The sequence below is a fragment of the Streptomyces sp. NPDC086549 genome, assembly GCF_044746205.1.
Classification (GTDB): Bacteria; Actinomycetota; Actinomycetes; order Streptomycetales; family Streptomycetaceae; genus Streptomyces.
In genome coordinates, this window is record NZ_JBIVBS010000001.1 from 1,148,842 (window position 1) to 1,172,775 (window position 23,934).

Annotated in this window: 19 protein-coding genes and 3 pseudogenes; 10 read left to right on the forward strand and 12 right to left on the reverse strand. The window is 72.0% G+C overall.

The features are described 5' to 3' along the window. Positions 1 to 8: 8 nt before the first annotated feature. Genes ACIPSA_RS05245 through ACIPSA_RS05265 form a run of 5 tightly spaced genes read right to left on the reverse strand, consistent with a single transcriptional unit; the run spans position 9 to position 4,497 of the window. Positions 9 to 833, reverse strand: coding sequence for an MOSC domain-containing protein (locus tag ACIPSA_RS05245; RefSeq protein ID WP_402628832.1), 825 nt, complete (start codon positions 831 to 833; stop codon positions 9 to 11). Further along, the gene (locus tag ACIPSA_RS05250) at positions 830 to 1,363 is read right to left on the reverse strand and encodes a hypothetical protein (protein ID WP_402628834.1); all 534 of its coding nucleotides are present in this window, start codon (positions 1,361 to 1,363) and stop codon (positions 830 to 832) included. The genes ACIPSA_RS05245 and ACIPSA_RS05250 overlap by 4 nt, the downstream gene beginning before the upstream one ends. Positions 1,364 to 1,367: 4 nt before the next feature. Continuing rightward, positions 1,368 to 2,168 (reverse strand): sugar phosphate isomerase/epimerase family protein, encoded by an 801-nt coding sequence (locus ACIPSA_RS05255; protein WP_402628836.1) that lies wholly within the window; start codon positions 2,166 to 2,168, stop codon positions 1,368 to 1,370. 29 nt (positions 2,169 to 2,197) lie between these two features. Next, on the reverse strand, positions 2,198 to 3,349 hold the full coding sequence (locus tag ACIPSA_RS05260; protein WP_402628838.1) for a dihydrodipicolinate synthase family protein: 1,152 nt from the start codon (positions 3,347 to 3,349) through the stop codon (positions 2,198 to 2,200). Then, the gene (locus tag ACIPSA_RS05265; protein WP_402628840.1) at positions 3,346 to 4,497 is read right to left on the reverse strand and encodes a Gfo/Idh/MocA family protein; all 1,152 of its coding nucleotides are present in this window, start codon (positions 4,495 to 4,497) and stop codon (positions 3,346 to 3,348) included. The genes ACIPSA_RS05260 and ACIPSA_RS05265 overlap by 4 nt, the downstream gene beginning before the upstream one ends. A 307-nt stretch (positions 4,498 to 4,804) precedes the next feature. Here ACIPSA_RS05265 and ACIPSA_RS05270 point away from each other — a divergent pair, with 307 nt between their 5' ends. The 4 genes from ACIPSA_RS05270 (at position 4,805) to ACIPSA_RS05285 (ending at position 9,404) form a co-directional block, all read left to right on the forward strand. Further along, positions 4,805 to 5,851 (forward strand): LacI family DNA-binding transcriptional regulator, encoded by a 1,047-nt coding sequence (locus ACIPSA_RS05270; RefSeq protein WP_402628842.1) that lies wholly within the window; start codon positions 4,805 to 4,807, stop codon positions 5,849 to 5,851. Positions 5,852 to 6,185: 334 nt separating this feature from the next. Continuing rightward, complete coding sequence (locus ACIPSA_RS05275) at positions 6,186 to 7,118, forward strand: GNAT family N-acetyltransferase (protein ID WP_402628844.1); 933 nt, start codon at positions 6,186 to 6,188, stop codon at positions 7,116 to 7,118. A gap of 18 nt (positions 7,119 to 7,136) precedes the next feature. After that, on the forward strand, positions 7,137 to 7,937 hold the full coding sequence (locus ACIPSA_RS05280) for a sugar phosphate isomerase/epimerase family protein (protein ID WP_402628846.1): 801 nt from the start codon (positions 7,137 to 7,139) through the stop codon (positions 7,935 to 7,937). A 225-nt stretch (positions 7,938 to 8,162) separates the two neighbouring features. Next, positions 8,163 to 9,404 carry an MFS transporter gene (locus ACIPSA_RS05285; RefSeq protein ID WP_402628847.1) on the forward strand — a complete coding sequence of 414 codons (1,242 nt, stop codon included), beginning with the start codon at positions 8,163 to 8,165 and terminating at the stop codon, positions 9,402 to 9,404. On the opposite strand, the gene ACIPSA_RS05290 is transcribed toward ACIPSA_RS05285, so the two are convergent. Further along, positions 9,379 to 9,972, reverse strand: coding sequence for an RBBP9/YdeN family alpha/beta hydrolase (locus ACIPSA_RS05290; RefSeq protein WP_402628849.1), 594 nt, complete (start codon positions 9,970 to 9,972; stop codon positions 9,379 to 9,381). The two genes, ACIPSA_RS05285 and ACIPSA_RS05290, sit on opposite strands and share 26 nt — an antisense overlap. Positions 9,973 to 10,002: 30 nt before the next feature. Next, the gene (locus ACIPSA_RS05295) at positions 10,003 to 10,635 is read right to left on the reverse strand and encodes a GNAT family N-acetyltransferase (protein WP_402628851.1); all 633 of its coding nucleotides are present in this window, start codon (positions 10,633 to 10,635) and stop codon (positions 10,003 to 10,005) included. 108 nt (positions 10,636 to 10,743) lie between these two features. Between ACIPSA_RS05295 and ACIPSA_RS05300 the strand changes: the two genes are divergently transcribed. The 3 genes and pseudogenes from ACIPSA_RS05300 to ACIPSA_RS05310 form a co-directional block, all read left to right on the forward strand. Next, positions 10,744 to 11,217, forward strand: a complete 474-nt coding sequence (locus ACIPSA_RS05300) for a hypothetical protein (RefSeq protein WP_402628853.1) — start codon at positions 10,744 to 10,746, stop codon at positions 11,215 to 11,217. A 10-nt stretch (positions 11,218 to 11,227) separates the two neighbouring features. Next, a pseudogene (locus tag ACIPSA_RS05305) lies at positions 11,228 to 11,935 on the forward strand (caspase domain-containing protein); the annotation flags it as partial. A gap of 177 nt (positions 11,936 to 12,112) precedes the next feature. Next, a pseudogene (locus tag ACIPSA_RS05310) lies at positions 12,113 to 12,751 on the forward strand (DnaJ C-terminal domain-containing protein); the annotation flags it as partial. 13 nt (positions 12,752 to 12,764) lie between these two features. Here the strand turns inward: ACIPSA_RS05310 and ACIPSA_RS05315 are convergent. Both ACIPSA_RS05315 and ACIPSA_RS05320 read right to left on the reverse strand, forming a co-directional pair. Beyond that, a pseudogene (locus ACIPSA_RS05315) lies at positions 12,765 to 13,106 on the reverse strand (3-phosphoshikimate 1-carboxyvinyltransferase); the annotation flags it as partial. Between the two features lie 9 nt (positions 13,107 to 13,115). Then, complete coding sequence (locus tag ACIPSA_RS05320; protein ID WP_402628855.1) at positions 13,116 to 14,030, reverse strand: EamA family transporter; 915 nt, start codon at positions 14,028 to 14,030, stop codon at positions 13,116 to 13,118. Positions 14,031 to 14,138: 108 nt separating this feature from the next. Between ACIPSA_RS05320 and ACIPSA_RS05325 the strand changes: the two genes are divergently transcribed. From ACIPSA_RS05325 to ACIPSA_RS05335, 3 genes are all read left to right on the forward strand, one after another. Further along, positions 14,139 to 15,143, forward strand: a complete 1,005-nt coding sequence (locus ACIPSA_RS05325; protein ID WP_402628857.1) for a LysR family transcriptional regulator — start codon at positions 14,139 to 14,141, stop codon at positions 15,141 to 15,143. A gap of 231 nt (positions 15,144 to 15,374) precedes the next feature. Beyond that, positions 15,375 to 17,192 carry a glycoside hydrolase family 3 protein gene (locus tag ACIPSA_RS05330; RefSeq protein WP_402628859.1) on the forward strand — a complete coding sequence of 606 codons (1,818 nt, stop codon included), beginning with the start codon at positions 15,375 to 15,377 and terminating at the stop codon, positions 17,190 to 17,192. Positions 17,193 to 17,281: 89 nt separating this feature from the next. Next, positions 17,282 to 17,914, forward strand: coding sequence for a hypothetical protein (locus tag ACIPSA_RS05335; protein ID WP_402629509.1), 633 nt, complete (start codon positions 17,282 to 17,284; stop codon positions 17,912 to 17,914). A gap of 157 nt (positions 17,915 to 18,071) precedes the next feature. Here the strand turns inward: ACIPSA_RS05335 and ACIPSA_RS05340 are convergent, their stop codons facing one another. From ACIPSA_RS05340 to ACIPSA_RS05350, 3 genes are all read right to left on the reverse strand, one after another. Then, the gene (locus ACIPSA_RS05340) at positions 18,072 to 19,511 is read right to left on the reverse strand and encodes a S28 family serine protease (protein ID WP_402628861.1); all 1,440 of its coding nucleotides are present in this window, start codon (positions 19,509 to 19,511) and stop codon (positions 18,072 to 18,074) included. 84 nt (positions 19,512 to 19,595) lie between these two features. Next, on the reverse strand, positions 19,596 to 19,985 hold the full coding sequence (locus ACIPSA_RS05345; RefSeq protein ID WP_402628863.1) for a hypothetical protein: 390 nt from the start codon (positions 19,983 to 19,985) through the stop codon (positions 19,596 to 19,598). A 135-nt stretch (positions 19,986 to 20,120) separates the two neighbouring features. Beyond that, complete coding sequence (locus tag ACIPSA_RS05350; protein WP_402628865.1) at positions 20,121 to 23,861, reverse strand: ABC transporter ATP-binding protein; 3,741 nt, start codon at positions 23,859 to 23,861, stop codon at positions 20,121 to 20,123. Positions 23,862 to 23,934: the final 73 nt, after the last annotated feature.

Consider the following 23,934-nt stretch of genomic DNA (forward strand, 5'->3'; position numbering starts at 1 on the left):
CGCCGCCATCAGAACCGGACCGAGTCCCCTTCCCGCACCTGCCCGTCCCGCACCACCTGCGCGTACACCCCGGCACAGGGCTCCGGCGACCGGCCCGGCAGGGCGGGGACGCTGTGGTGTACGGCGGGCAGGCGCAGGGCGTCGGGGTCGCGGGGCAGGGCGCCGTGGGCGAGGGTCGGCACCGCGCAGCGCGGGGTCGAGGCGATGACCCGGAGGGCCAGCCGCTCACCGATCCGCAACTCCCGGCCGATCCAGTCGTGCTCGGCGAAGCCCTCGCCGGGAATGTCGAGGACGAGGTTGGGGCGGTAGCGCTCCGCTTCGACCGTCCCGTGCGGGTGCAGGGTGCTCAGCCGCCGCAGTGTCGCTGTGGTGATCAGATGGACCGGCGCGAAGTCGAAGAAGGTGCCGGGCGGGGATGCGGACCCGAACCTTACAGAGACGTAAGGAACTTCGGCGCCCAGGCCGGCACTCAGTACCCGCTCCGGGTCGGACCGGTCCAGCTCGGCCTCCGGCGGAGGTACGTGGGTGAGGGCGACGGTACGGCCGACGAGTTCCGACAGGGCCGCGTCGACGTCGGCGTCGGTGTTCGACCAGGTCTTGCCACAGGGCAGCGTGATCCGCACCCCGTCCACGTCGGTCCTCGCCCCACAGGTCAGCAGCGCCCGCCACAGCCGCGGGTGCTTGGCGCTGGCGACCCTGCCGGTGTCCCGGTCGAGGAGGGCCAGTCGGCGGTCGCCGGTCAGGCCGCGCCGGTCGACGTGGGCGGCGCGGACCCGCTCCCCGAGCATGGACTTGACGGGATAGCGCCAAAGGGAGTCGATCGTCGCCCTCAAGCGCCCGCCTCCGCCTCCCGCGCCTCCGTCACCGCCCGGCGGATCGCGCGGACCGTCCAGGGCCGCTGCGGTGCCAGGCGTTCGACCAAGGGTCCCAGCCAGTCCGGGTCGCCGAGCCGGTCCACCTCGCCCGCGTCGATGGTCTGCCGCAGCAGCTCTTCGAGTCCCACGATGTCGAAGCCGGAGTACCAGCGGGGGTGCCGGTCGAAGCGAGCCATCCAGTCCTCGTACGGGTGGCGCAGGGTCATGTGCAGGTAACCGCCGCCGTGCCCCTTCCAGGGGCCCCGCACGCCGCCGAAGATCCCCATCATGGAGAAGGACCCCTTCGGATACTTGGCGCCCACGGTCACGCGCATGCCCAGCATGATCCTCGACCAGGGAATCAGCTCCCCCTCGGAGTTCCGCGCGTGCTGGAACAGCCCGTCCTCCCGGAACTCCACCCACCAGCCGTCCGGCCGCCGGACGTCCCCCACCACCCAGCGGCCGTCGTGCAAGGTCAGCGGTCCCAGCGAAGCACTCGTGTCACTCACGCACTCATTGGATCACGTGTTCTACAAACCGCGCCGCGGTTTCCGCGAGCACCTCCCGCCCGTCCCGCGCCCACAACTCGTCGTTGAACAGCTCGACTTCGATGGGACCGGTGTAACCGGCCGCCTCCACGTACCGCTTCCACTCCCGCATGTCGATCGAACCGTCCCCGATCTGCCCGCGCCCGTTGAGGACGCCCTCGGGCAACGGGGTGGTCCAGTCGGCGAGTTGGAAGCTGTGGATACGGCCACCCGCGCCCGCCCTGGCGATCTGCTCGGGGGCCGAGTCGTCCCACCAGATGTGGTACGTGTCCACCGTGACGCCGACCTGGTGCGCGGGGAAGCGTTCCGCGAGGTCCAGGGCCTGGGCGAGGGTGGAGACCACGCAGCGGTCGGAGGCGTACATCGGGTGGAGGGCCTCGATGGCCAGCCGTACGCCGTGGGACTCCGCGTAGGGGCCCAGCTCCGCCAGGGCGTCCGCGATGCGCTCACGGGCGCCGTGCAGGTCCCTGGAGCCGGCCGGGAGGCCGCCCGAGACCAGTACCAGGGTGTCCGTGCCGAGCGCGGCCGCCTCCTCGACGGCCCGGCGGTTGTCGGCCAGCGCGACGGCACGCGCGTCCGGGTCGATCGCCGTGAAGAAGCCGCCCCGGCAGAGGGTGGTCACCGTCAGGCCCGCGTCACGGACCAGCTTCGCGGTCTCCTCCAGGCCGTACGTCTGTACCGGCTCGCGCCAGAGGCCGACGTTGCCGATGCCCAGCTCGCGGCAGGCGTCGACCAGTTCGGGCATCGACAGCTGCTTCACTGTCATCTGGTTGATGCTGAAACGCTCAAGACCGGTCACTGGGTCACTCCGTACAGGGCGAGCAGGTTCTTCATCCGCTCCTGGGCCAGCTTCGGGTCGGGGAACAGACCGAGGCCGTCGGCGAGTTCGTAGGCGCGGGCGAAGTGCGGCAGGGAGCGGGCCGACTGGAGGCCGCCGACCATCGTGAAGTGCGCCTGGTGGCCCGCGAGCCAGGCGAGGAAGACCACACCCGTCTTGTAGAAGCGGGTCGGGGTCTGGAAGAGGTGGCGGGACAACTCGACGGTCGGGTCGAGGAGTTCACGGAAGCCGTCCGTGTCACCCGTGTCGAGGACGCGGACCGCCTCCGCCGCCAGCGGCCCCAGCGGGTCGAAGATGCCGAGGAGCGCGTGGCTGAACCCCTTCTCGTCGCCCGCGATCAGCTCGGGGTAGTTGAAGTCGTCACCCGTGTAGCAGCGCACGCCCTGCGGGAGACGGCGGCGCAGGTCGATCTCGCGCTGGGCGTCCAGAAGGGAGATCTTCACGCCGTCGACCTTGTCGGGGTGCGCGGCGACGACCTCCAGGAAGGTGTCGGTGGCCGCGTCGAGGTCGGACGAGCCCCAGTAGCCCTCCAGCGCCGGGTCGAACATCGGGCCGAGCCAGTGCAGGATCACGGGCTCGGCGGCCTGGCGGATGAGGTGGCCGTAGACGTTCAGGTAGTCGTCGGGGTTCCGGGCGCCGGCCGCGAGGGCCCTGGACGCCATCAGGATGGCCTGCGCGCCCGACTCCTCCACGAGCGCCAGCTGCTCCTCGTAGGCCGCGCGGATCCCGTCGAGCGAGCCGCCGGTGATCTGGTCGGTGCCGACGCCGCACGCGATCCGGCCGCCGACCGCCCTCGCCTCGGCCGCGGACCGGCGGATCAGCTCGGCCGCGCCGGTCCAGTCCAGGCCCATCCCGCGCTGCGCGGTGTCCATGGCCTCGGCCACACCCAGCCCGTGCGACCACAGGTGGCGACGGAAGGCGAGCGTCGCGTCCCAGTCGACGGCGGCGGGCGAGTCCGGGGAGACGTCCGCGTACGGGTCGGCGACGACGTGCGCCGCCGAGAAGACCGTACGGGAGGTGAACGGGGTGCCGGGGGTGACGGCGAGGGGCTCGGTACGCGGCTCGTACGTCCGCAGGCCCCCGCCGCCGTCCGGGAGTCGGATGGTCACAGGGAGACCTCCGGTACGTCGAGACGGCGGCCCTCGGCCGAGGACTTCAGGCCCAGTTCGGCGAGCTGGACGCCGCGGGCGCCCGCGAGCAGGTCCCAGTGGTACGGCGCGTCGGCGTACACGTGCTTCAGGAACAGCTCCCACTGCGCCTTGAAGCCGTTGTCGAACTCGGTGTTGTCCGGCACCTCCTGCCACTGGTCGCGGAAGACCTCGGTGGCGGGGATGTCCGGGTTCCACACGGGCTTGGGGGTGGCGGAGCGGTGCTGGACGCGGCACTTGCGCAGCCCGGCGACGGCCGACCCCTCCGTCCCGTCGACCTGGAACTCGACGAGCTCGTCCCGGTTGACCCGGACCGCCCAGGAGGAGTTGATCTGGGCGATGGCGCCGCCCTCCAGTTCGAAGATGCCGTAGGCGGCGTCGTCGGCGGTGGCGTCGTAGGGCTTGCCGTTCTCGTCCCAGCGCTGCGGGATGTGGGTGGCGGTGAGGGCCTGGACGGACTTCACGCGGCCGAAGAGCTCGTGCAGCACGTACTCCCAGTGCGGGAACATGTCGACGACGATGCCGCCGCCGTCCTCGGAGCGGTAGTTCCAGGAGGGGCGCTGGGCGGGCTGCCAGTCGCCTTCGAAGACCCAGTAGCCGAACTCGCCGCGGATGGACAGGATCCGCCCGAAGAAGCCGCCGTCGATGAGCCGCTTCAGCTTCAGGAGCCCCGGCAGGAAGATCTTGTCCTGGACGACGCCGTGCCGGACGCCGGCGGCGTGCGCGAGCCGGGCGAGCTCCAGGGCGCCGTCGAGGCCGGTGGCGGTGGGCTTCTCCGTATAGATGTGCTTGCCGGCGGCGATGGCCTGCTTGATGGCCTCCTCGCGGGCGGAGGTCACCTGGGCGTCGAAGTAGATGTCGACGGTCGGATCGGCGAGGACCGCGTCCAGGTCCGTCGACCAGTGTTCCAGCCCGTGCCGTTCGGCGATCTCCCGCAGGGCGTGCTCGCGCCGGCCGACCAGGACCGGCTCCGGCCACAGCACGGTGCCGTCACCGAGGTCGAGGCCACCCTGGTCACGCAGGGCGAGGAGGGACCGGACGAGGTGCTGGCGGTAGCCCATGCGCCCGGTCACGCCGTTCATGGCGATACGCACCGTCTTGCGTGTCACGTCATTTCCCTTCGTAGGCGTCGAGCGCCTGTTTACCGGTCTTCCCTTGCCTTCCCGGTACTACTGGCAGACCGCACAGCAAGCGCTTTCTACCACAGGGAGAAGCTAGCCTCTGTGCCGTGGTCCGGACAAGGCTGTGTCCACATCGAGTTGTTCGAGGGGGCGAACAAGAGGGGTCCTGGGCCGTAAGGTCTGCTCGAACTGCACGAAACAGCGGCCGTGGAACCGAGACCTGTGCACGGCCTGTGTATGACGACGTACGCCGCAAAAGGACGTACGACGAGAAGCACGACCGGAGGACTACGAGATGACGGTGACCCTGGCGGACGTGGCGGCCCGCGCCCAGGTCTCGCCCGCGACGGTGTCGCGCGTGTTGAACGGCAACTACCCCGTGGCCGCCTCCACGCGCGAGCGGGTGCTGCGGGCGGTGGACGAGCTGGACTACGTCCTCAACGGGCCGGCGAGCGCGCTGGCCGCGGCGACGTCGGACCTGGTGGGAATCCTCGTCCACGACATCGCCGACCCCTTCTTCGGCATCATGGCGAGCGCGATCCAGGGCGAGATCGGCGGCCCCGGCGGCCGCGCGGGCGGGGAGAGGCTCGCCGTCGTCTGCAACACGGGGGGCTCGCCGGAGCGCGAGCTGACGTATCTGACTCTGCTGCAACGGCAGCGGGCCGCGGCGGTGGTCCTGACGGGCGGCGCCGTGGAGGAGGAACCGCACGCGGCCGCGGTGTCGGCCAAGCTCCGGAAGCTGGCGGAGGCGGGAACGCGGGTGGTGCTGTGCGGACGCCCGCCGGCCGCCGACACCCAGGCGATCGCCCTCACCTTCGACAACCGCGGCGGAGCCCAGCAGTTGACGGAGCATCTGATCGGGCTCGGCCACCGCCGCCTCGGCTACATCGCGGGCCCGGAGGAGCGGACCACGACCCGGCACCGGCTGGAGGGCCACCGGGCGGCGCTGGAGGCGGCGGGCATGGAAGAGGACCCTCGCTGGACGGTGCACGGCCGCTACGACCGGCGGTCGGGCTACGAGGCGACCCTCGAACTGCTGCGCAGGGACCCGTCCCTGACCGCGGTGGTGGCCGCGAACGACTCCGTCGCGCTGGGCGCGTGCGCGGCACTGCGGGATTCCGGCCTGCGCATCCCCGAGGACGTCTCGGTGGCCGGTTTCGACGACCTGCCCTTCAGCATCGACGCGGTGCCCTCCCTCACGACGGTGCGGCTGCCGCTGTCCGAGGCCGGGGCGCGGGCCGGACGCATCGCGATGGGCCGGGAGGAACCGCCGCCCGGGGGGATCGCGACGGTGCGCGGGGAGCTGATGGTGCGGAGATCCTCCGGGGTGCCGCGGGGGTGATCGCGCCGGTGCCCGTCTCCCCCGGGGTGTCGGTATGGGCGTCCACCGGGGTGTCGGTGTGAGCGTCCACCGGGGTGTCGGTGTGGGCGACCACCAGGGTGTCGGTGTGAGCGTCCACCGGGGTGTCGGTGTGGGCGACCACCGGGGGCTTCCGCCCCCGGACCCCCGCTTCGGCCTGAACGGCCGCGGCGGGGGCGCAAGGACACGGCCGCGGCGAGGGCGCAAGGGCACGGCCGCGGCGAGGGCGCAAGGGCATGGACGGACCGGGATCGGTGGCCTAGCCTCGGAGTGACGGTATCTCTGACTGAGTCAACCATCCGGGGGCCGACCGACCATGACCGTCCAGGACATCCGCGCTTTCAACCGCTTCTACACGAACGTCATCGGCGCCCTCGACTACGGCCGCCACCTCTACGCCCCCTACACCCTCACCGAGTCCCGCGTCCTGTACGAGCTGGCGCACTCCCCTCGTACGGACGCGGCGGACCTCCGCGCCCGGCTCTCGCTGGACGCCGGCTATCTCAGCCGGATCCTGAACAAGTTCGAGCAGGACGGCCTGGTCGAGCGGTCGGCTTCGGAGAAGGACCCGCGTCGGCGGCGCATCTCGCTCACCGCGCGTGGGCGGGACGCCGCCGAGCTGCTCGACGAGCGGGCGCGGGAGACCGTCGGCTCGCTGCTCGGGAGCGTGCGTCCCGGCGACCGGTCACGCCTCGCGGAGGCGATGCGGACCATCCGCGCCATCCTGGGGGACGAGCACGCCCCGGGTCCCGGGGACGTCGTGCTGCGCGAGCCGGGCCCCGGCGACCTCGGCTGGATCGTGCAGCGCAACGCCGCGCTGTACGCCGCCGAGTACGGCTGGAACGCCGACTACGAGGGGCTGGTCGCAAAAATCGTCGCCGACTTCGCGCAGGACCACGACCCGCATCTGGAGCGGGTCTGGATCGCCGAGTCGGGAGGGCGGCCGGTGGGGTGCGTGATGTGCGTACGGGACGAGGCCCCCGCCACCGCCCGGCTGCGGCTCCTGCTCGTCGAGCCCGACGCGCGCGGGCTCGGCATCGGCGACCGGCTGGTCGAGGCGGTCATCGACTTCGCCCGTGGCGTCGGCTACCGCGAGCTGGTCCTGTGGACCAACGACATCCTCGCCTCGGCCCGCCGCATCTACCGGCGCCATGGCTTCGTGCTCGTCACCGAGGAGCCCCACCGCTCCTTCGGCAAGGATCTGGTGGGCCAGGACTGGCGTCTCGATCTGCACGAAACGGGCGAGTGACGAGTAGGGTCCGTAGACATGAAGCTCGCCTTCTCCACCCTCGGTGTACCCGGCCTGCCCGTACCGGAGGTACTGGCGCTCGCGGCCGCACACGGCTATCACGGCGTCGAGCTGCGCACCCACCCGGAGGAGCCGGTGCACCCCGGCCTCGGACCGGCCGAGCGGGAGGACGTCGCCGCCGAGTTCAAGGCGGCGGGGATCGAGATCGTGGGGCTCGCCGGGTACACGCGCGTCGCGGCGCCGGGTGACGACGGCCCGGTGCTCGACGAGCTCCGCGGGCTCCTCGACCTGGCGCACGATGTCGGCGCCCCCTTCGTACGGGTCTTCCCCGGAGCCGACCCCGGCCGGCCCCGGGACGAGGCCGACGCCACGGCCGCCCGCCGGCTCGGCACCGCCGCCGAGCACGCCTCCGCGCTCGGTGTCCGCATCCTCCTCGAAACCCACGACTCGCACCGCACCGGCGCCGACGCGATCCGGGTCCTGGGCCGGGTCGGCCACCGCCAGGTCGGTGCGCTGTGGGACGTGATGCACACCTGGCTGGGCGGCGAGCAGCCCTCGGAGACCTACGCGGCGCTCTCCCCGTATCTCGGATACGTCCAGGTCAAGGACATCGCCTCGGCCGAGGACACCACCCCGCTGCCGCTCGGTTCCGGCGTGCTGCCGCTCACCGAGTGCGTGGACGTGCTCTGCCGGCACGGCTGGGAGGGCTGGCTGTGCTGGGAGTACGAGAAGCGGTGGTACGAGGCGGCGCCCCCGCTTCCGGAGCTGCTGGGCACGGGCCGCGAGCATCTCGGACGGCTGCTCAGCGATGCCGCTTGAGAGCGGCGCCTTTGTTGTCGAGTGGCCCGTTGTCGAGTGGCCCGTTGTCGAGTGGCCCGTTGTTGAGTCCCTCGTTGTCGAACGCCCCGTTGTCGAGTGGCCCTCGTTATGTCGAATGCCCCGTTGTCGAGTGGCCCGCGTTATTGAGTGGCCCAGGTGGCGGAGCCCTGGTTAGCCTCCCCCGGTGATTCACCCACCCGCCCCACCGCACCCCGTCATACCCTCATGAGCCTGACGCGATCCCTCATCGACGTCGGGCCGCTGCGCACCTCCCCCGCATTCCGGCGGTTGCTGATCGGGCGGACGGTGTCCACGCTCGGCAGCTCCATGACCCTGGTCACCGTCATGTACCAGGTCTGGGACATGACCCACAGCGCGGCCTGGAGCGGCGCGGTGGGTCTGGCGCAGGCGCTGCCGCTGGTGGCGTTCGGGCTGTTCGCCGGGGCGTGGGTGGACCGGGCCGACCGGCGCCGGATCTTCCTGACGGCGACCGTCGGCCAGGCGGCCTGCTCCGCTCTCCTCGCCGTGCAGGGCTTCACCGGACACGTCCCGGTGACCGCCGTCCTCGCCCTGGTCGCCGTGCAGTCGTTCTTCGGCGCGCTCGGCGCACCGGCGCAGGGCGTCTTCCTCCCCCGCCTGCTGCCCAAGGACCAGGTGGCCGCCGGACTGGCCCTCAACCAGATCACCGGCCAGTCGATGCTGCTGCTCGGCCCGGCGCTGGCCGGCGTCCTGCTGGGCTGGCTGGGCATCGGCGCGTGCTACCTCCTGGACGCCCTGAGCTTCGCCCTCGCCTTCTACGGCGCCTTCGGCCTGCCCGCGCTGCAGCCCGAGGGCGAGCCGTCCCGGTCGGGCCTGCACGGTGTGCTGGACGGCCTGCGGTTCCTGGCCGGGCACCGGGTGGTGCGGGGCGCTCTGCTGACCGACCTGGCCGCAACCATCCTGTCCTTCCCGGTCAGCCTCTTCCCCCTGGTCAACGCGGAGCGCTTTGGTGACAACCCGCGCACGCTGGGCCTCTTCCTGTCCGCGTTGGCGATCGGCGGCATAGGGGCGACGGCCCTGTCCGGCTGGGTCACCCGGTTCGGGCGGCCGGGCCGGGTGATGCTGTGCGGGGCCGGGACCTGGGGCGCCGCGCTCGTCCTCTTCGGCATGTCCACCGACCCGTGGACCGGCCTCGGCCTGCTGGTCGTGGCCGGAGCGGCCGACGCCCTGTCCGTCGTCTCGCGCTCCACGATCGTGCAGACTCGCACTCCCGACGCCCTCCTGGGCCGGGTCACGGCGGCGGAGATGATCGTCGGCCACGCGGGCCCCAGCCTCGGCAACGTGCGCGGCGGCCTGGTCGCCGGCTGGACCTCCGGCGCCACCGCCCTGATCAGCGGCGGCCTGCTGTGCCTGCTGGCGGTCGCGGCGGTGGGCGCTTCGACACCGGAGCTGCGCGAGGGGGCTACCCCGCCGCCGGACGAGCGGTGAGCGGCGCGGAGGCGTCCAGGCACCACTCCAGTACGGCGGGCCAGGAGCCGTAACCCGCGACGAGGTCGAGGTGGCCGACGCCCGGGATGATCTCCGTGGGAATGCCGAGGGGGTCGCCGAAGACGGCCCGCGCGCCCTCGGGGCAGTACGGGTCGTCGTCGCCGGCGACGAGCCGGGTGGGCCCGGGGAGGGTGAAGTCCAGGGCGGGCGGGGCGAACTCCGCGATCTCCGGATGCCGTACGAGCACGGAGGCCGAGGGCGGTGCGACGAGCAGCACCCGGTCCATGTCCCGCTGCTCCTTCATCCCCCGGGCGGCCGCGTGCAGCCACAGCACTGCGGAGGCACTGTGGGCGAGGACGACCCGCTCCCCGGCCGGGTCGAGTCCGCCGAGGTGGCGGGCGAGTTCGCCGAGCCAGACGTCGAGGCCGGGGTCGTCGGGGTCGGGCAGCTGCGGATAGGTGACCCGGTGTCCCAGCTCGGTGAGCCGGTCGGCCAGCCAGTGCTGCCAGTGGTCCTCGGGGCGGTGGTTCTGCCAGCCGTGGAGAATGAGGAAGGAGCGCGTGGTCATGGAACGAATGATCTCCGACCGGGGCAGGTCTCAGACCGCCCGGGTCAGGAACCCCGCCACCCGTTCCTCCAGCCGCCCCCGGCACTCCGGCCACTCCTCCGCCGTGATCGAGAACATCGCGCTGTCGCGCAACCGTCCCTCCTCACCCGGCGCCCAGGAGCGGGACCAGTTCCGCAGCACGCCCTCGAAGCGCGCGCCCGCGCGTTCCATCGCCGCGCGGGAGCGGCTGTTGCGGGCGTCCGTCTTCAGGTCCACACGGGACACGCCCCACTTCTCGAAGGCGTGCCCGAACAGCAGAAGCTTGGCCTCGGCGTTCACACCCGTGCCCTGCGCGGACGCGCCGAGCCAGGTGAAGCCCACCTCGACGGCATCGAGCTGGTCATCCGTCCGCCAGCACCGCGGGTCCCAGTACGACGTGGCCCCCACCGCACGCCCCGTCGCCACCGACACCTGCGCGTACGGCGCCAGCTGTCCCGTCGCCGCGCGGGCGAGCTGCGCGTCGATGTAGCTGCCGACCTCGTCGCCCCTCGGCACCCAGGTGAACCCGTAGGTCCCCCGGTCCTCCTCCGCCGCCACCGCCAGCTCAGCCGCGTGCCGATGCCCCAGCGGCTCCAGGCGCACCAGCGCCCCCTCCAGAACCGGCCCTGCCAAAGCGAACGTCATGCCCGGAGTCTTGCGCACCGGCCCGACGCCGTCGAACGAAATAGCAGGCGTCATCAGCCCCGGACGGGAACAACTCACCTTTCCGGCATGGGCCTTCCCCCTAGACTGATGGCTGCTCAGCTACAGGGGGACGAGATGGCCGCAGGCAGCGGTATGCGTCTGGTCGTGTCGGGTGGGGCCGACGTCGATCAGGAGGAACTCGACGAGCTCACCGCGCAGTTGAGACGGCGGCTACTCGAACTGGACGTGGACGACGTACGGGTCGGGCGGTCCGACGGGCCGGTGCCCGAGGGTGCCAAGCCGGGTGAGCTCATCGCGGTCGGCGCGCTCGCCGTGAGCCTCGCGCCCGCTGTGCTCCGGCCGGCTCTGCGCCTGGTGGAGACCTGGATGCGGAACCGCCCCGTGCGCACGGTCAAGGTCGACGTCGACGGCCGCACCCTGGAGCTCAACCACGCCACCGCGGAGCAGCAACAGCGCCTGGTGGAGGCCTTCCTGGCAAGCACGGCGAGTACGGACAGTCACAGTGACGATGACGATGGCGGTCACGGTGCCGGAGAACCGGCCGCCGCCACCCAGGAGTAGGCCGGAAAAGATGACCGACTTCCCCCTCGGCCAGGGCCGCAGGGACGCTCTCCTCATCGCGACCGGGACGTACGACGACGGGACGCTGAGCGCCCTGCGCTCCCCCGGACAGGACTGCGCGGGCCTCGCCCAGGTGCTCACCGACCCCCGCATCGGCGGTTTCCACGCCGAGCAGGTGCGGGACGCCCCCGCGCATCAGGTGATGCGCTCGGTGGAACGCTTCTTCATGAACCGCAGCAGGGACGACCTGCTCCTGCTGCACGTGTCCTGTCACGGCATCAAGGACGACGACGGCCACCTGCACTTCGCCGCGCGCGACACGGACCGCGAGCTGCCCGCCTCCACCGCGGTCCCGGCGGCCTTTCTGCGCGACCGCATGGAACGCTGCCGGGCCCGCACCATCGTCGTGTTCCTCGACTGCTGCTACAGCGGTGCCTTCCTGCACGGCGCCAAGGGCGACGACCAGATCCACCTACGCGACGAACTCGGCGGCCACGGCCGCGTCGTCCTGACCGCGACCAGCCGCACCGAGTACGCCTGGGAGGGCGAGCGCGTCGAGTCCAAGGTGCCGCAGCCCTCACGTTTCACCGGCGCGCTGATCGAGGGGCTGGTCACCGGTGCGGCGGATCTGAACCGCGACGGGCGGATCACGGTCACGGAACTGTACGACTACGTGTACGAGTCCCTGCACCGCGCGGGGGTGAAGCAGCGCCCGCGGATGTGGGCGGATCTGGAGTACCAGGTCACGATCGCGCGAGCGGTGGGCGTGCGGGAACACGCGGGGAGCCCCGGCATGCCGTCCGCGCGGACCGCCCACGTTCCGCCGCGCCCCCAGACCCCGCCCGCGCAGCCGGAGCGGCCACCGTCCCTGCCGAGCACCCGGCGGGGTGCTTGGCGGGGTCTGGACGCCTTGATCCGCGTCGAACTCACCTTGGAGGAGACCGCGTTCGGCACGACCAAGGACCTCACCGTCGACACGGCGATCCTGTGCCCGGCTTGCACCGGCTCAGGCGCGACGACCGCAACCGTTCCCATGACCTGCGATTCCTGTGGCGGGAACGGCACGGAGGCCACGATGTGGGGGCGGCCCGGCAAGGACTGCCCCAAGTGCGACGGCACCGGCGTACGCCTGCTCCATCCCTGCGTCGAATGCGGCGGCGACGGCCGGATCCGCTCCCGCCGCACGCTGACGGTCAAGATTCCGGCGGGTGTCGACAACGGCACCAGGATCCAGCTCGCCGGTGAGGGGGAGGTCGGCCGCGGTGGCGGCCCCTCGGGCGACCTCTACGTCGAGATCGTGGAACTGCCGCACTCCGTGTTCGAGCGCAGGGGCGACGACCTGCACTGCACCGTGACCATCCCCCAGATCGCGGAGAGAGCAGGGGACGTCATCACCCTGCAGTCCCTGGACGGCCCGAAGACCATCCGCATTCCCGCGGGCGTCCGCGACGGCCAGACCCTGCGGCTCGCCGGTCTGGGCGTGACCCACCTGAGGGACGGCGGCCGGGGCGACGCCTTCGCCCATATCGAGATTCGCGGCTGATCGCTCAGCCCGGCAGCCCCGTCCGCAACCGCGCGAACGCCTCGTGGAACCCGGGAAACGTCTTCCGCACGCACCCCGGGTCGTCGAACGACACACCCGGCACCCGCAGCCCGGTCACCGCGAAGGACATCACGATGCGGTGGTCGCCGTACGTCTTGATCTCCGCGCCGCCACGCGACGCGGGCACCCCTGGCTGAATCCCGATCCAGTCCGGGCCTGTCGTCACCTCCACCCCGAGCCGCCGCAGGTTCTCCGCGCACGCCTCCAGGCGGTCGCACTCCTTCACCCGCGTGTTCGCCACGTCCTCGATCCGGACCGGTCCGGAGGCGAAGGGGGCGATCGCCGCGGCATGACGTCATGATCGCCCGAGCGCCGGCTCCGGCGCCGGCCCGTCCACCGGATGGACCGCGGCACGGCGGGCGGGAGCCAGTGACGTCAGCGCCACCCCGCCCACCAGCAGCGCCGCCGCGCACCAGCGCAGCGGGCTCACCGACTCGCCCAGGAACAGCGCCGCCGACGACATCCCGAACACCGGGACGAGGAGGGAGAAGGGGGCGACGGTGGAGGCGGGGTGGCGGCGCAGCAGCCAGCCCCAGGCGCCGAAACCGAACACCGTCGTGACCCAGGCGACGTACACGACCGTGCCCGCGCCCTGCCAGTCCAGGCCGCGCAGCGCCTCGTTGTCCGCGGCAGGCCCCTCCAGCAGCAACGACAGACCGAGCAGCGGCAGCACCGGGACCGTGCTCACCCACACCATGAAGTTCAGGGCGTCCGGGGGCGCCGCCTTGCGAGTGAGGACGTTCGACGCGCCCCAGCAGGCGGCCGCAGCGACGACCAGGGCGAAGGCGCCCAGCGGACCCGAGGTCCCCTCGTCCACCGCGGCCACACCGATCCCGGCCAGGGCCACCAGCATGCCCGAGAGCCGTACGGGAGAGGGGCGTTCGCCCAGTACGACAGCGGCGATGGCCGCTGTGAACACCGCCTGGATCTGCAGGACCAGCGACGACAGACCCGCCGGCATCCCCGCGTCCATCGCGACGAAGAGCAGTCCGAACTTGGCCACCCCCAGCACCAGCCCCACCCCGACGATCCACTTCCACGCCACCTTCGGACGGCCCACGAGGAAGACCGCGGGGACCGCCGCCGCCAGGAAGCGCAGGGCCGAGAAGAGCAGGGGCGGGAAGTGGTCGAGGCCGATCTCGATGACGGTGAAGTTGACGCCCCAGACGGCGGTGACGAGCACGGCGAGGGCGAGGTGGGAGGGTCGCATGCGTCGAGCATCACTTCCCTGACCGTGAAGCACCAGCGATGATCGCTGCATTGTTGGATTAAGCAGTGCTAATGAGATGCTGACCGGACGCTCATCACGGGAGGGGTCATGCTCGATCTCCAGCGCCTCCGCGCCCTGCACGCCGTCTCCGTCCACGGCACCGTCGGCGCCGCGGCCGCCGCGCTCGGGTACACCCCGTCGGCCGTGTCGCAGCAGATCGCCAAGCTGGAGCGGGAGACCAGGACCGTGCTGCTCGAACGCGAGGGGCGGGGGGTGCGGCTGACCCCCGAGGCCCACCGGCTCGCCGCCACCGCACAGCAGTTGCTGGCGATCGTGGAGCGGGCCGAGACCGAGTTGGAGGAGCGGCGCGGGGTGCCCGCCGGGCGGCTGACCGTCGCCGCGTTCCCGTCGGCCGCGCGCGGGCTGATGCCCTCCGTACTGGCCGACCTGGCGCAGAGGCACCCCGCCCTCGACGCCCGGCTCAGCGAGGTCGACCCGCATCTCTCCGTCGACCTGGTCGCCAAGGGCGCCGTCGACCTCGCCGTCGCGCACGACTGGGACATCGCGCCGCTGCCCGCTCCGGCCGGCGTGGAGCAGGCGGTCGTCGGGGACGACCTGTGCGATCTGCTCGTGCCCGAGGGGCATCCCTTCGCCGGGCGTACGGCTGTGAAGCGGGAGGAGCTGGGCGGTGAGCGGTGGATCTGCCAGCCGCCCGGGCGGGTCTGCCACGACTGGCTGGTGCGCACGCTGCGCGCGGCCGGACATGAGCCGGACCTCGTCCACCAGGCCGAGGAGAACCCGACCCTGGTCGCGCTGGTCGGCGCCGGCCTGGGCATCGCCCTCATCCCGCGGCTCGGCCGCGGCCCGCTGCCCGAGGGGGTCGTGGAGGTGCCCCTCGACCCCATGCCCGTACGACGGCTGTACGCGCTGTGGCGCACGGGGGCCGCGCGGCGGCCGGCGATCGCGGAGACCGTGCGCACGCTGCAGGAACACTGGCCACGGGTGTCGGCCCACGCGCCCCGCAGGCCACCCCTTCACCGACTTCCGGGAATCGCCCGCGACCGGGGAACCCGGCCCCTCTCCCCTTCGTCCAACCCGCAGGCTGCCGGATGAGTCACCGCGGTGCGGTGTCGGCCCTCGCTGCTGGCTGCGATTGCTGACCACCCTCTCCGCCGTACCGCGGCCGGCAGCACACCGTCATCGGCGCGCCCCCCTCCAACAGCGCCGATGACGGTCCCTCACCGGGCTGACCCCGTGCGCGTTCCCTTGACTGGCAGAAACCTTCCGGATATTGCTGACACCACGGAAGTTTCCTTCAGTGGATCACCCCCGGAAGGAGCGCACGTGCCCTCCAGACGTACCGTCCTCGCCGCCACCGCGGGCGTCACCGCGGCCCTGGCGATCGGGACCGACGCCCATGCAGGCACCCCGGGCGACAAGAAGCTCCGCGCCATCGTCTCCCGCATGACACTCCAGGAAAAGGTCGGCCAGCTCTTCGTCATGCGGGTCTACGGCCACTCCGCCACCGCCCCCGACCAGGCCGACATCGACACCAACCTCAAGGAGATCGGGGTCCGCACGGCCGCCGAGCTCATCGCCAGGTACCGCGTCGGCGGCATCATCTACTTCACCTGGGCCCACAACACCCGGGATCCGCACCAGATCGCGGCCCTGTCCAACGGGATCCAGCACGCCTCGCTGGAGCAGCCGCGCGGCCTGCCCGTCCTCATCGCCACCGACCAGGAGCACGGCATCGTCTGCCGGGTCGGCAAGCCCGCCACCCTCTTCCCGGGCGCCATGGCCATCGGGGCGGGCGGCTCCCACGCCGACGCCCGCACCCTCGGCCGCGTCTCCGGGGCCGAGCTGCGCGCGCTCGGCATCCTGCAGGACTACTCCCCCGACGCCGATGTGAACGTGAACCCGGCCAACCCGGTCATCGGCGTGCGGTCCTTCGGCGCCGACCCGGGCGCGGTCGCCGGTCTCGTGGCGGCCGAGGTGAGTGGGTATCAGTCCGCCGGGGTAGCGGCCACCGCCAAGCACTTCCCCGGGCACGGCGACACCGCCGTCGACAGCCACACCGGCTTCCCGGTCATCACGCACAGCCGGGAGCTGTGGGAGCGGCTGGACGCGGTGCCCTTCCGGGCGGCGATCGCGGCCGGCATCGACTCGATCATGTCCGCTCACATCCAGTTCCCGGCCCTCGACGGCTCCGGCGACCCGGCCACCCTCTCCCGTCCCGTCCTCACCGGCATCCTCCGCGAGGAACTGGGCTACGACGGGGTCGTGGTGACCGACTCCCTCGGCATGGAGGGCGTACGGACGAAGTACGGGGACGACCGGGTGCCGGTGCTCGCCCTGAAGGCGGGCGTCGACCAGCTCCTCAACCCGCCGAAGCTGGACGTGGCCTGGAACGCCGTCCTGAAGGCCGTACAGGACGGCGAACTCACCGAGGCACGGCTCGACGAGTCGATCCTGCGGATCCTGCGGCTGAAGGCGCGGCTGGGCCTGCTCGACCGCCCGTACGTCGACGAGGCGGGCATCGACCGCGTGGTGGGCACGGCCGCGCACCTGAGGGCGGCCGACCGCATCGCCGAGCGGACGACGACCCTCCTGGTCAACGCGGGCGGAGTCCTTCCGCTGTCCCGTCGTACGCACGCCAGGATCCTGGTCGTGGGCGCCGATCCCGCCTCCCCGTCCGGCACCACGGGCCCGCCCACCACGGTCCTGGCCGGCGCCCTGACCGAGCTGGGCTTCACGGCCACCGCCCTGCCGACCGGCACGGCGCCCTCCGCGGCGACCATCGACAAGGCCGTCACGGCGGCGCGGGACGCGGACGCGGTGGTCGTGGGGACGTACAACGTCACGGCGGCCGACAGCCAGAAGACGCTGGTGGAGCGGCTGGTGGGGACGGGCAGGCCGGTGGTGGCGGTCGCCGTCCGCAATCCGTACGACGTGGCGCACCTGCCCTCCGTGCCGGGCTGCCTGGCCACCTACTCCTGGACCGACGTCGAGCTGCGCGCCGCCGCGCGGGTCATCGCCGGGCGGGTGAATCCGCGCGGGAGGCTGCCGGTGCCGGTGCAGCGGGCGGACGATCCGGCACAGGTGCTGTACCCCATCGGCCACGGCCTGTCGTACCAGACGTACGCCCCAGACCGGGCGTAACGCCCCCAACAGGCGGAAAGCATCCCACACCTCTGGCGTGTGCCCGCTGTCGCGGGCCACGCTGGGCCGAGGTGTCTGGGGGGATGGCGATGCGCGGGAGAGGGTCCGTGGGGGTGGTGTGCGCAGTGCCGGTGCTGGTCGTCGCCCTGCTGACGGCGGGCTGCGGGCGATCGCCGGGCACCGAAGGGACCGGCGCGAAACCGACGGCCGGCCAGGCCTCCGGGTACGGCGTCCAGTTCCTCGCGGTGGACGAGTGCAGCTCCTTCGGCACGACGAGCTTCACCGAGGTGCCGTGCACCGGTGAACGGGCGGCCGCCCGGGTCGTCGCCCGCTACGACGGCAGGATGAGCGACGGTCCCCTCTGCCCGGCGACGACCGACTTCGTGCTCCACATCAGCGAACAGCGCCCGTCGAGCGACGAGGACGGCGACGGGACGATCCCCCAGGGCTACGCCTGCATGCGCAACCTCGAGCCCCCGCACCCGGGCGACCCCGGCGGAGGGGGCGGCCCCCGCACGATCGTCGGCGACTGTGTCTACGGCTCGGGCGGCGGCCAGGTCCGCGAGACGGCCTGCGACGGCTCGGGACGACGCAAGCCCCAGTACCGGGTCACGAAGGCGGTGACCGGCCGCACCGAGTGCCCGGCCTCGACCGCGCTGTACGTGCAACTGGGGGGCGACGAACCGGTGGGGTGCGCGCGGCGGGTGACACGGCCCGGGTGAACAGGGTGGCGTTCGGCCCCGACGGCCGCGCCCTTGCCACCACCACCGCCACCGCCACCGCCGGCACCGGCACCGGCCGGCCACACCGCACGGCCCATGAGCACGACGGCGGAGTCCGGCCGTGCCGGCCCCGCCGTCGCAGCTGTCGTACCCGGCGTCACGGCCGCAGCGCGGGCTCCCTCTCCACGTCCCGTACGTCCAGCCTGGAGTCATGGCGGGCCAGCGGCTTCGCCGCGGACGGGTCCGCCCGCACCGCGGACGACGCGACCCCCGCCCACTCCAGGATCCGGGCCGTGGCGAGGGCCTTCTCGTCGGGTACCAGGCCGGCCACGTTCGCGCCGTGGTTCAGGCCTGGTGCCGTGAAGACGTACGAGTCGCGCGCGCCGGCGCCGGGCCGGAAACGCTCCGAGCCCCAGGGGTCGTTCTGGCCGTAGACGAAGAGCATGTGCCGGGCGTGGTGGCGGACCCAGGTGTCCACGTCACGCATGACGCCCGGCTGCCAGCGCATCGGGATCGAGCTCGGTACGAAGTTCCGCGGCGGCTGGTAGCCGTAGCGGATCAGGTTCTTCTCGATGCCGGGGAAGTGGATCGTCGGCGCTCCCAGCTGCGTGCCTGCCTGGTAGTAGTACGGGGTGTACGGCTCCAGGCCCTGGTCGGCGTAGGCGGAGAAGCCGGAGATCGTGTCGACCGAGTTCCAGATCTCGTCGTCCGTCGCGGTCGCCGCGTTCGCGGGGATCGTGTCGCAGTCCTTCAGCAGGCTGTACTGCCAGAAGCCCCAGACGTAGTCGAGGACCACCGCCTCGTATGCCTTGTCGAGGCTGCCGATGGTGGTGAAGGTGTAGCCATTGTCGGCGGCGTACTGCGCGTACTTCTTCTCCAGCGGCTCACGGCGCACCAGCGCCTCCCGCTGGACCGCGTTCAGCCGGTCCCGGCACTCCTTGGTGCCGACGTTGGCGAAGAAGCGGTCGTAGGCCGAGTCCTCGTCGTTCACGACGTCGTTCGGGGCGACGTACGCGACCACGCCGTTCATGTCGTGGGGGTAGAAGCGCTCGTAGTAGGTGGCGGTCATGCCGCCCTTCGAGCCGCCCGTCGCCAGCCAGTTGCCGGTGTAGACCGACTTCAGGGCCTTGAAGATGCGGTGCTGGTCGCTCGCCGCCTGCCAGATGTCGAGCTTGGTCCAGTCGGCCGGGTCGGGGCGGGACGGAGTGAAGAAGCGGTACTCCATGGAGACCTGGTTGCCGTCCACGATCTGGGTCGGCTCACGGCGGCTGGGGGTCGTGGAGACGTTGTAGCCGCTGGTGTAGAAGACCGTGGGGCGGCTGACGTCCTTGTGCAGCACGGTGATCCGCTGCTGGAACGTGCCCTTGGACGGGTGCCGGTGGTCGATGGGCTGGGTGTAGTTCAGGACGAAGTAGCGGTAGCCGGTGAAGGGCTTCTCCTGGATCAGGGTCATGCCCGGTATCGCCAGGAGACGGTCCTTTATGTCGGCTGTGTTGGCCTCCGGCCGGGCGGCGGTGGCCGCCCCCGCCGTGGCCGCCGTGCTCAGCGTGCCGATGAGCACCGTGAGCGCGAGCAGCCATCTGAGCGCCTTGCGCATGCACACTCCCCTGTGAGACAGATGTGCGCCGGAAGCTATCGGAGCAACACCTGCCGCACCAGGGGGTGTTGAGACGTCAGCGGGTCAGCACAGGATCCAGCCCGAGCTCACCGAGCCGCCGCCGACCGAACCCTTCACCCACACGCAGCGGTGACCGGCGTGGACCGTCACCGGGCCCGCGCGGAACGTGTACCGGCCCTTGTCGACGACCGGCCGGTTGCCGCGGGCCTGCACGCTCACCGACATGGTGCGCCTGGCGCCGGGGTTCTCCGGGACGGTGACCGCGCAGACGTAGCCGTTGCTTCTGAAGACCTGCACGGTACCGGTGGCGAAGGGCAGGGACTTCACCTTGCGTCCGGCGCAGGAGCCGTCCGCCGCCTGGGCGCTGCCCGGTGCCACGAGCGCCAGCGCCCCGGAAGCGGCCAGCACGGCCATACCGAGCGCCAGACGCCGGCGTATCGCACCACTGTCCACTGTCGTCCCTCCCGTACCGCAGCCATGCACGACCTATGTACGTACTGATGTACGGACGCACGACGTACGTCGGATGGTTGCACGACCGTCAGAAGGACAGTCCCCCGGGCGTCAGCGGGCCACGCCGACCGGCCGTCAGCGGGCCACGCCGACCGGCTCCTCCGGCTCGGCCCCACCGACGAAGGTCCGCCACAGTTCGGCGTACCGGCCGCCCCGCGCGAGCAGTTCCTCGTGGGTGCCGTCCTCGGCGACCCGTCCGTGATCCATGACCACGACCCGGTCCGCGCGGGCGGCGGTGGTGAGGCGGTGGGCGACCACGAGCGTGGTACGGCGGCCTGTCAGGCGGTCCGTCGCCTGGTTGACCTGTGCCTCCGTCGCCAGGTCCAGGGCCGCCGTCGCCTCGTCGAGGAGCAGTACGTCGGGGTCGACCAGCTCGGCGCGGGCGAGGGCGATCAGCTGGCGCTGGCCCGCCGAGAGGTTGCGGCCGCGCTCGGCGACCTCGTGGAGGTAGCCGCCGTCGAGCGTGGCGATCATGTCGTGGGCGCCGACCGCGCGGGCCGCCGCCTCCACCTGGGCGTCGGTGGCGTCGGGACGGCCGTAGGCGATGGCGTCGCGGACGGTGCCCTGGAAGAGGTACGCCTCCTGCGGGACGACGCCGAGACGGTGGCGGTACGACGTGAGGTCGAGCGCCCTCAGGTCCGTGCCGTCGATCGTCACCCGGCCGCCCGTCGGGTCGTAGAACCGCGCCACCAGCTTGACCAGGGTCGACTTGCCGGCCCCCGTCTCGCCGACGAAGGCGACGGTCTGTCCGGCCGGGATCGTCAGGTCGATGCCGGTGAGTGCCGCTTCGGCCCCGTCGCCGGCGCCGTACGCGAAGCGCACGTCCTCGAACGCGATGTCGCCCCTGAGCGAGAGGACGTCGAGCGGCTCCTCGGCGGACTTCGTGGACGTCGGCTCCCGGAGCAGCTCCTGGATGCGGCCGAGGGAGACGGTCGCCTGCTGGTAGCCGTCGAAGACCTGGGAGAGCTGCTGGACGGGGGCGAAGAACAGGTCGATGTAGAGGAGGTAGGCGACCAGCGCGCCCGTGGTGAGCGTCGCCGCCTCGATCCGGCTCGCGCCCGCGATCAGGACCGCGGCCGCCGCGACCGAGGAGAGCAGCTGGACGAAGGGGAAGTAGACGGATATCAGCCACTGGCCGCGGATACGGGCGCGCCGGTAGCTTTCGCTGCGCTCCGCGAACCGCCGTCCGCCGTCCTGCTCGCGCCGGAAGGCCTGCACGATCCGCAGCCCGGAGACGGACTCCTGGAGGTCCGCGTTGACCACCGACACGCGCTCACGGGCGAGCTCGTACGCCTTCACGCTCGCCCGGCGGAAGAAGTAGGTGGCCACGATCAGCGGGGGGAGCGTGGCGAAGACGACGAGCGCCAGCTGTACGTCGAGCACCAGCAGGACGCCCATGATGCCGAAGAAGGTGACGACCGAGACGAACGCCGTGACCAGTCCGGTCTGCAGGAACGTCGACAGCGCGTCGACGTCCGTCGTCATCCGGGTCATGATCCGGCCGGTCAGCTCGCGCTCGTAGTAGTCGAGGCCCAGGCGCTGGAGCTGGGCGAAGATCTTGAGGCGCAGGGAGTACAGGACGCGTTCGCCGGTGCGTCCGGTCATCCGCGTCTCGCCCGTCTGGGCCGCCCACTGGACGAGCACGGCGAGCAGGGCGAGCAGGGACGCCGCCCAGACGGCCCCGAGAGCCGACCTGGTGACGCCCTGGTCGATGCCGTGCCGGATCATGATCGGCAGGAGCAGGCCCATGCCCGCGTCCACGGCGACCAGCAGCAGGCTGGCGAGGAGGGGCAGGCCGAAGCCGCGCAGCAGGTGCCTGAGGCCGTAGGAGTCCTCCGGCCGGACCGCCCGCGCCTCGTCGATGTCGGGGGTGTCGGTCGCCGGCGGGAGCGCCTCGACCAGGGCGAGGAGTTCGGGGGTGGCCGGGGTGCCGGACAACGCCTGGTCCTTGGGCTCCCGGTCGCCGGTCCACAGGCGGGGGGTCACCCCGCGTTCGGCGTCGAACTCGGCGTCCAGCTCCTCGCGGACGGTGGTGTCCTCGCGGGGCAGGGCGGGCTCGGCGTGCCCCGGGGAGACGCCGCCCAGCTCGTCGGGGTCGGTGAGCAGACGGCGGTAGAGGGCGGAGCGCTCCTGCAGTTCCTCGTGGGTGCCGATGTCGGCCAGGCGGCCGCTGTCGAGGACGGCGATACGGTCCGCGAGGTTGAGCGTGGAGCGGCGGTGGGCGATCAGGAGGGTGGTACGGCCCTGCATGACCTGCTTCAGCGCCTCGTGGATCTCGTGCTCGACGCGGGCGTCCACGGCGGAGGTCGCGTCGTCGAGGACCAGCAGGCGCGGGTCGGTCAGGATGGCGCGGGCGAGCGCGACGCGCTGGCGCTGGCCGCCGGAGAGGGTGAGGCCGTGCTCGCCGACCTTGGTTTCGTAACCGTCGGGCAGCTCGGCGATGAAACGGTCCGCCTGGGCGGCGCGGGCGGCCTTCTCGATCTCCTCCTGGGTCGCGTCGGGGCGGCCGTACGCGATGTTGTTGCGCACGGTGTCGGAGAAGAGGAAGGAGTCCTCGGGGACCAGGCCGATCGCGGCCCTGAGGGAGTCCAGGGTCAGCTCGCGCACGTCGTGGCCGCCGACCAGGACGGCACCGTGGGTGACGTCGTAGAAGCGCGGCAGGAGGAGGGAGACCGTGGACTTGCCGGAGCCGGAGGAGCCGACGACGGCGAGGGTCTCGCCGGGGCGGATCTCGAAGCTCAGCCCCTCCAGAACCGGGCGCTCGTGGACGTACCCGAAGGACACGTCGTCGAACTCGACGGTCGCCGGCGCGTCCGCGGGGAGGGTCTTGGTGCCCTCCTTGAACGTCGGCTCGGTGTCGATCAGCTCCAGGACGCGCTCGGTGCCCGCGCGGGCCTGCTGGCCGACCGTGAGGACCACGGCGAGCATGCGGACCGGGCCGACGAGCTGGGCGAGGTAGGTGGAGAAGGCGACGAAGGTGCCGAGGGTGATGTGCCCGCGCACCGCGAGCCAGCCGCCCAGCGCCAGCATGGCCACCTGGCCGAGGGCGGGGACGGCCTGGAGGGCCGGGGTGAACTTGCTGTTCAGCGCGATGGTGCGCAGCCGCCCGGCGAAGAGCCGCCGTCCGACCTCCCTGAGCTTCCCGGTCTCCTGCTCCTCCTGCCCGAAGCCCTTCACCACTCGTACGCCGCTGACGGCGCCGTCGACGACACCCGCGACGGCGGCGGCCTGGGCCTGGGCGTACCAGGTGGCGGGGTGGAGGCGGGTGCGGCTGCGGCGGGCGATCCAGCCCAGCGCGGGGGCCACGGCGAGGGCGACCAGGGTCAGCGGGAGCGACAGCCAGGCCATGATCACCAGGGAGATCAGGAAGAGCAGCAGGTTGCCGATGGTCATCGGCAGCATGAAGAGCAGGCCCTGTATCAGCTGGAGGTCGCTGGTGGCACGGCCGACCACCTGGCCGGTGGACAGCTCGTCCTGGCGTCGGCCGTCGAGGCGGGTGATCGTGCCGTACATCTCGGTCCGCAGGTCGTGCTGGACGTCGAGGGCGAGGCGGCCGCCGTAGTAGCGGCGGATGTAGGTGAAGGCGTAGACGAGCACGGCGGCACCGATCAGGGCGCCGGCCCAGGGGCCCATGGAGCGGCTGTGGCCGCCGATCACGTCGTCGATGATCACCTTGGTGATCAGCGGCACGACCGCCATGACGGCCATGCCCGCGAGGGAGGAGCCGAGGGACAGGAGCACGTCCTTCGGGTAGCGCCAGGCATAGCCCGCGAGCCTCCGCGCCCAGCCCTGTTTGTCCCCCTGCTGCGCAGCCACGCCGTGCCCTCCGTTAGTTCCGGTCTCCCGGAAGGCACCAACGCACAACGAAGCGGATTTCATCCCTCCGCAA

What these genes read in the sequence shown, in the direction of transcription:
- ACIPSA_RS05255 (WP_402628836.1), bottom strand. Translation starts at nt 2,168, where the DNA reads ATGACAGTGAAGCAGCTGTCGATGCCCGAACTGGTCGACGCCTGCCGC.
- ACIPSA_RS05270 (WP_402628842.1), top strand. Translation starts at nt 4,805, where the DNA reads ATGACGGTGACCCTGGCGGACGTGGCGGCCCGCGCCCAGGTCTCGCCC.
- ACIPSA_RS05275 (WP_402628844.1), top strand. Translation starts at nt 6,186, where the DNA reads ATGACCGTCCAGGACATCCGCGCTTTCAACCGCTTCTACACGAACGTC.
- ACIPSA_RS05280 (WP_402628846.1), top strand. Translation starts at nt 7,137, where the DNA reads ATGAAGCTCGCCTTCTCCACCCTCGGTGTACCCGGCCTGCCCGTACCG.
- ACIPSA_RS05285 (WP_402628847.1), top strand. Translation starts at nt 8,163, where the DNA reads ATGAGCCTGACGCGATCCCTCATCGACGTCGGGCCGCTGCGCACCTCC.
- ACIPSA_RS05290 (WP_402628849.1), bottom strand. Translation starts at nt 9,972, where the DNA reads ATGACCACGCGCTCCTTCCTCATTCTCCACGGCTGGCAGAACCACCGC.
- ACIPSA_RS05295 (WP_402628851.1), bottom strand. Translation starts at nt 10,635, where the DNA reads ATGACGTTCGCTTTGGCAGGGCCGGTTCTGGAGGGGGCGCTGGTGCGC.
- ACIPSA_RS05300 (WP_402628853.1), top strand. Translation starts at nt 10,744, where the DNA reads ATGGCTGCTCAGCTACAGGGGGACGAGATGGCCGCAGGCAGCGGTATG.
- ACIPSA_RS05320 (WP_402628855.1), bottom strand. Translation starts at nt 14,030, where the DNA reads ATGCGACCCTCCCACCTCGCCCTCGCCGTGCTCGTCACCGCCGTCTGG.
- ACIPSA_RS05325 (WP_402628857.1), top strand. Translation starts at nt 14,139, where the DNA reads ATGCTCGATCTCCAGCGCCTCCGCGCCCTGCACGCCGTCTCCGTCCAC.
- ACIPSA_RS05335 (WP_402629509.1), top strand. Translation starts at nt 17,282, where the DNA reads ATGCGCGGGAGAGGGTCCGTGGGGGTGGTGTGCGCAGTGCCGGTGCTG.
- ACIPSA_RS05340 (WP_402628861.1), bottom strand. Translation starts at nt 19,511, where the DNA reads ATGCGCAAGGCGCTCAGATGGCTGCTCGCGCTCACGGTGCTCATCGGC.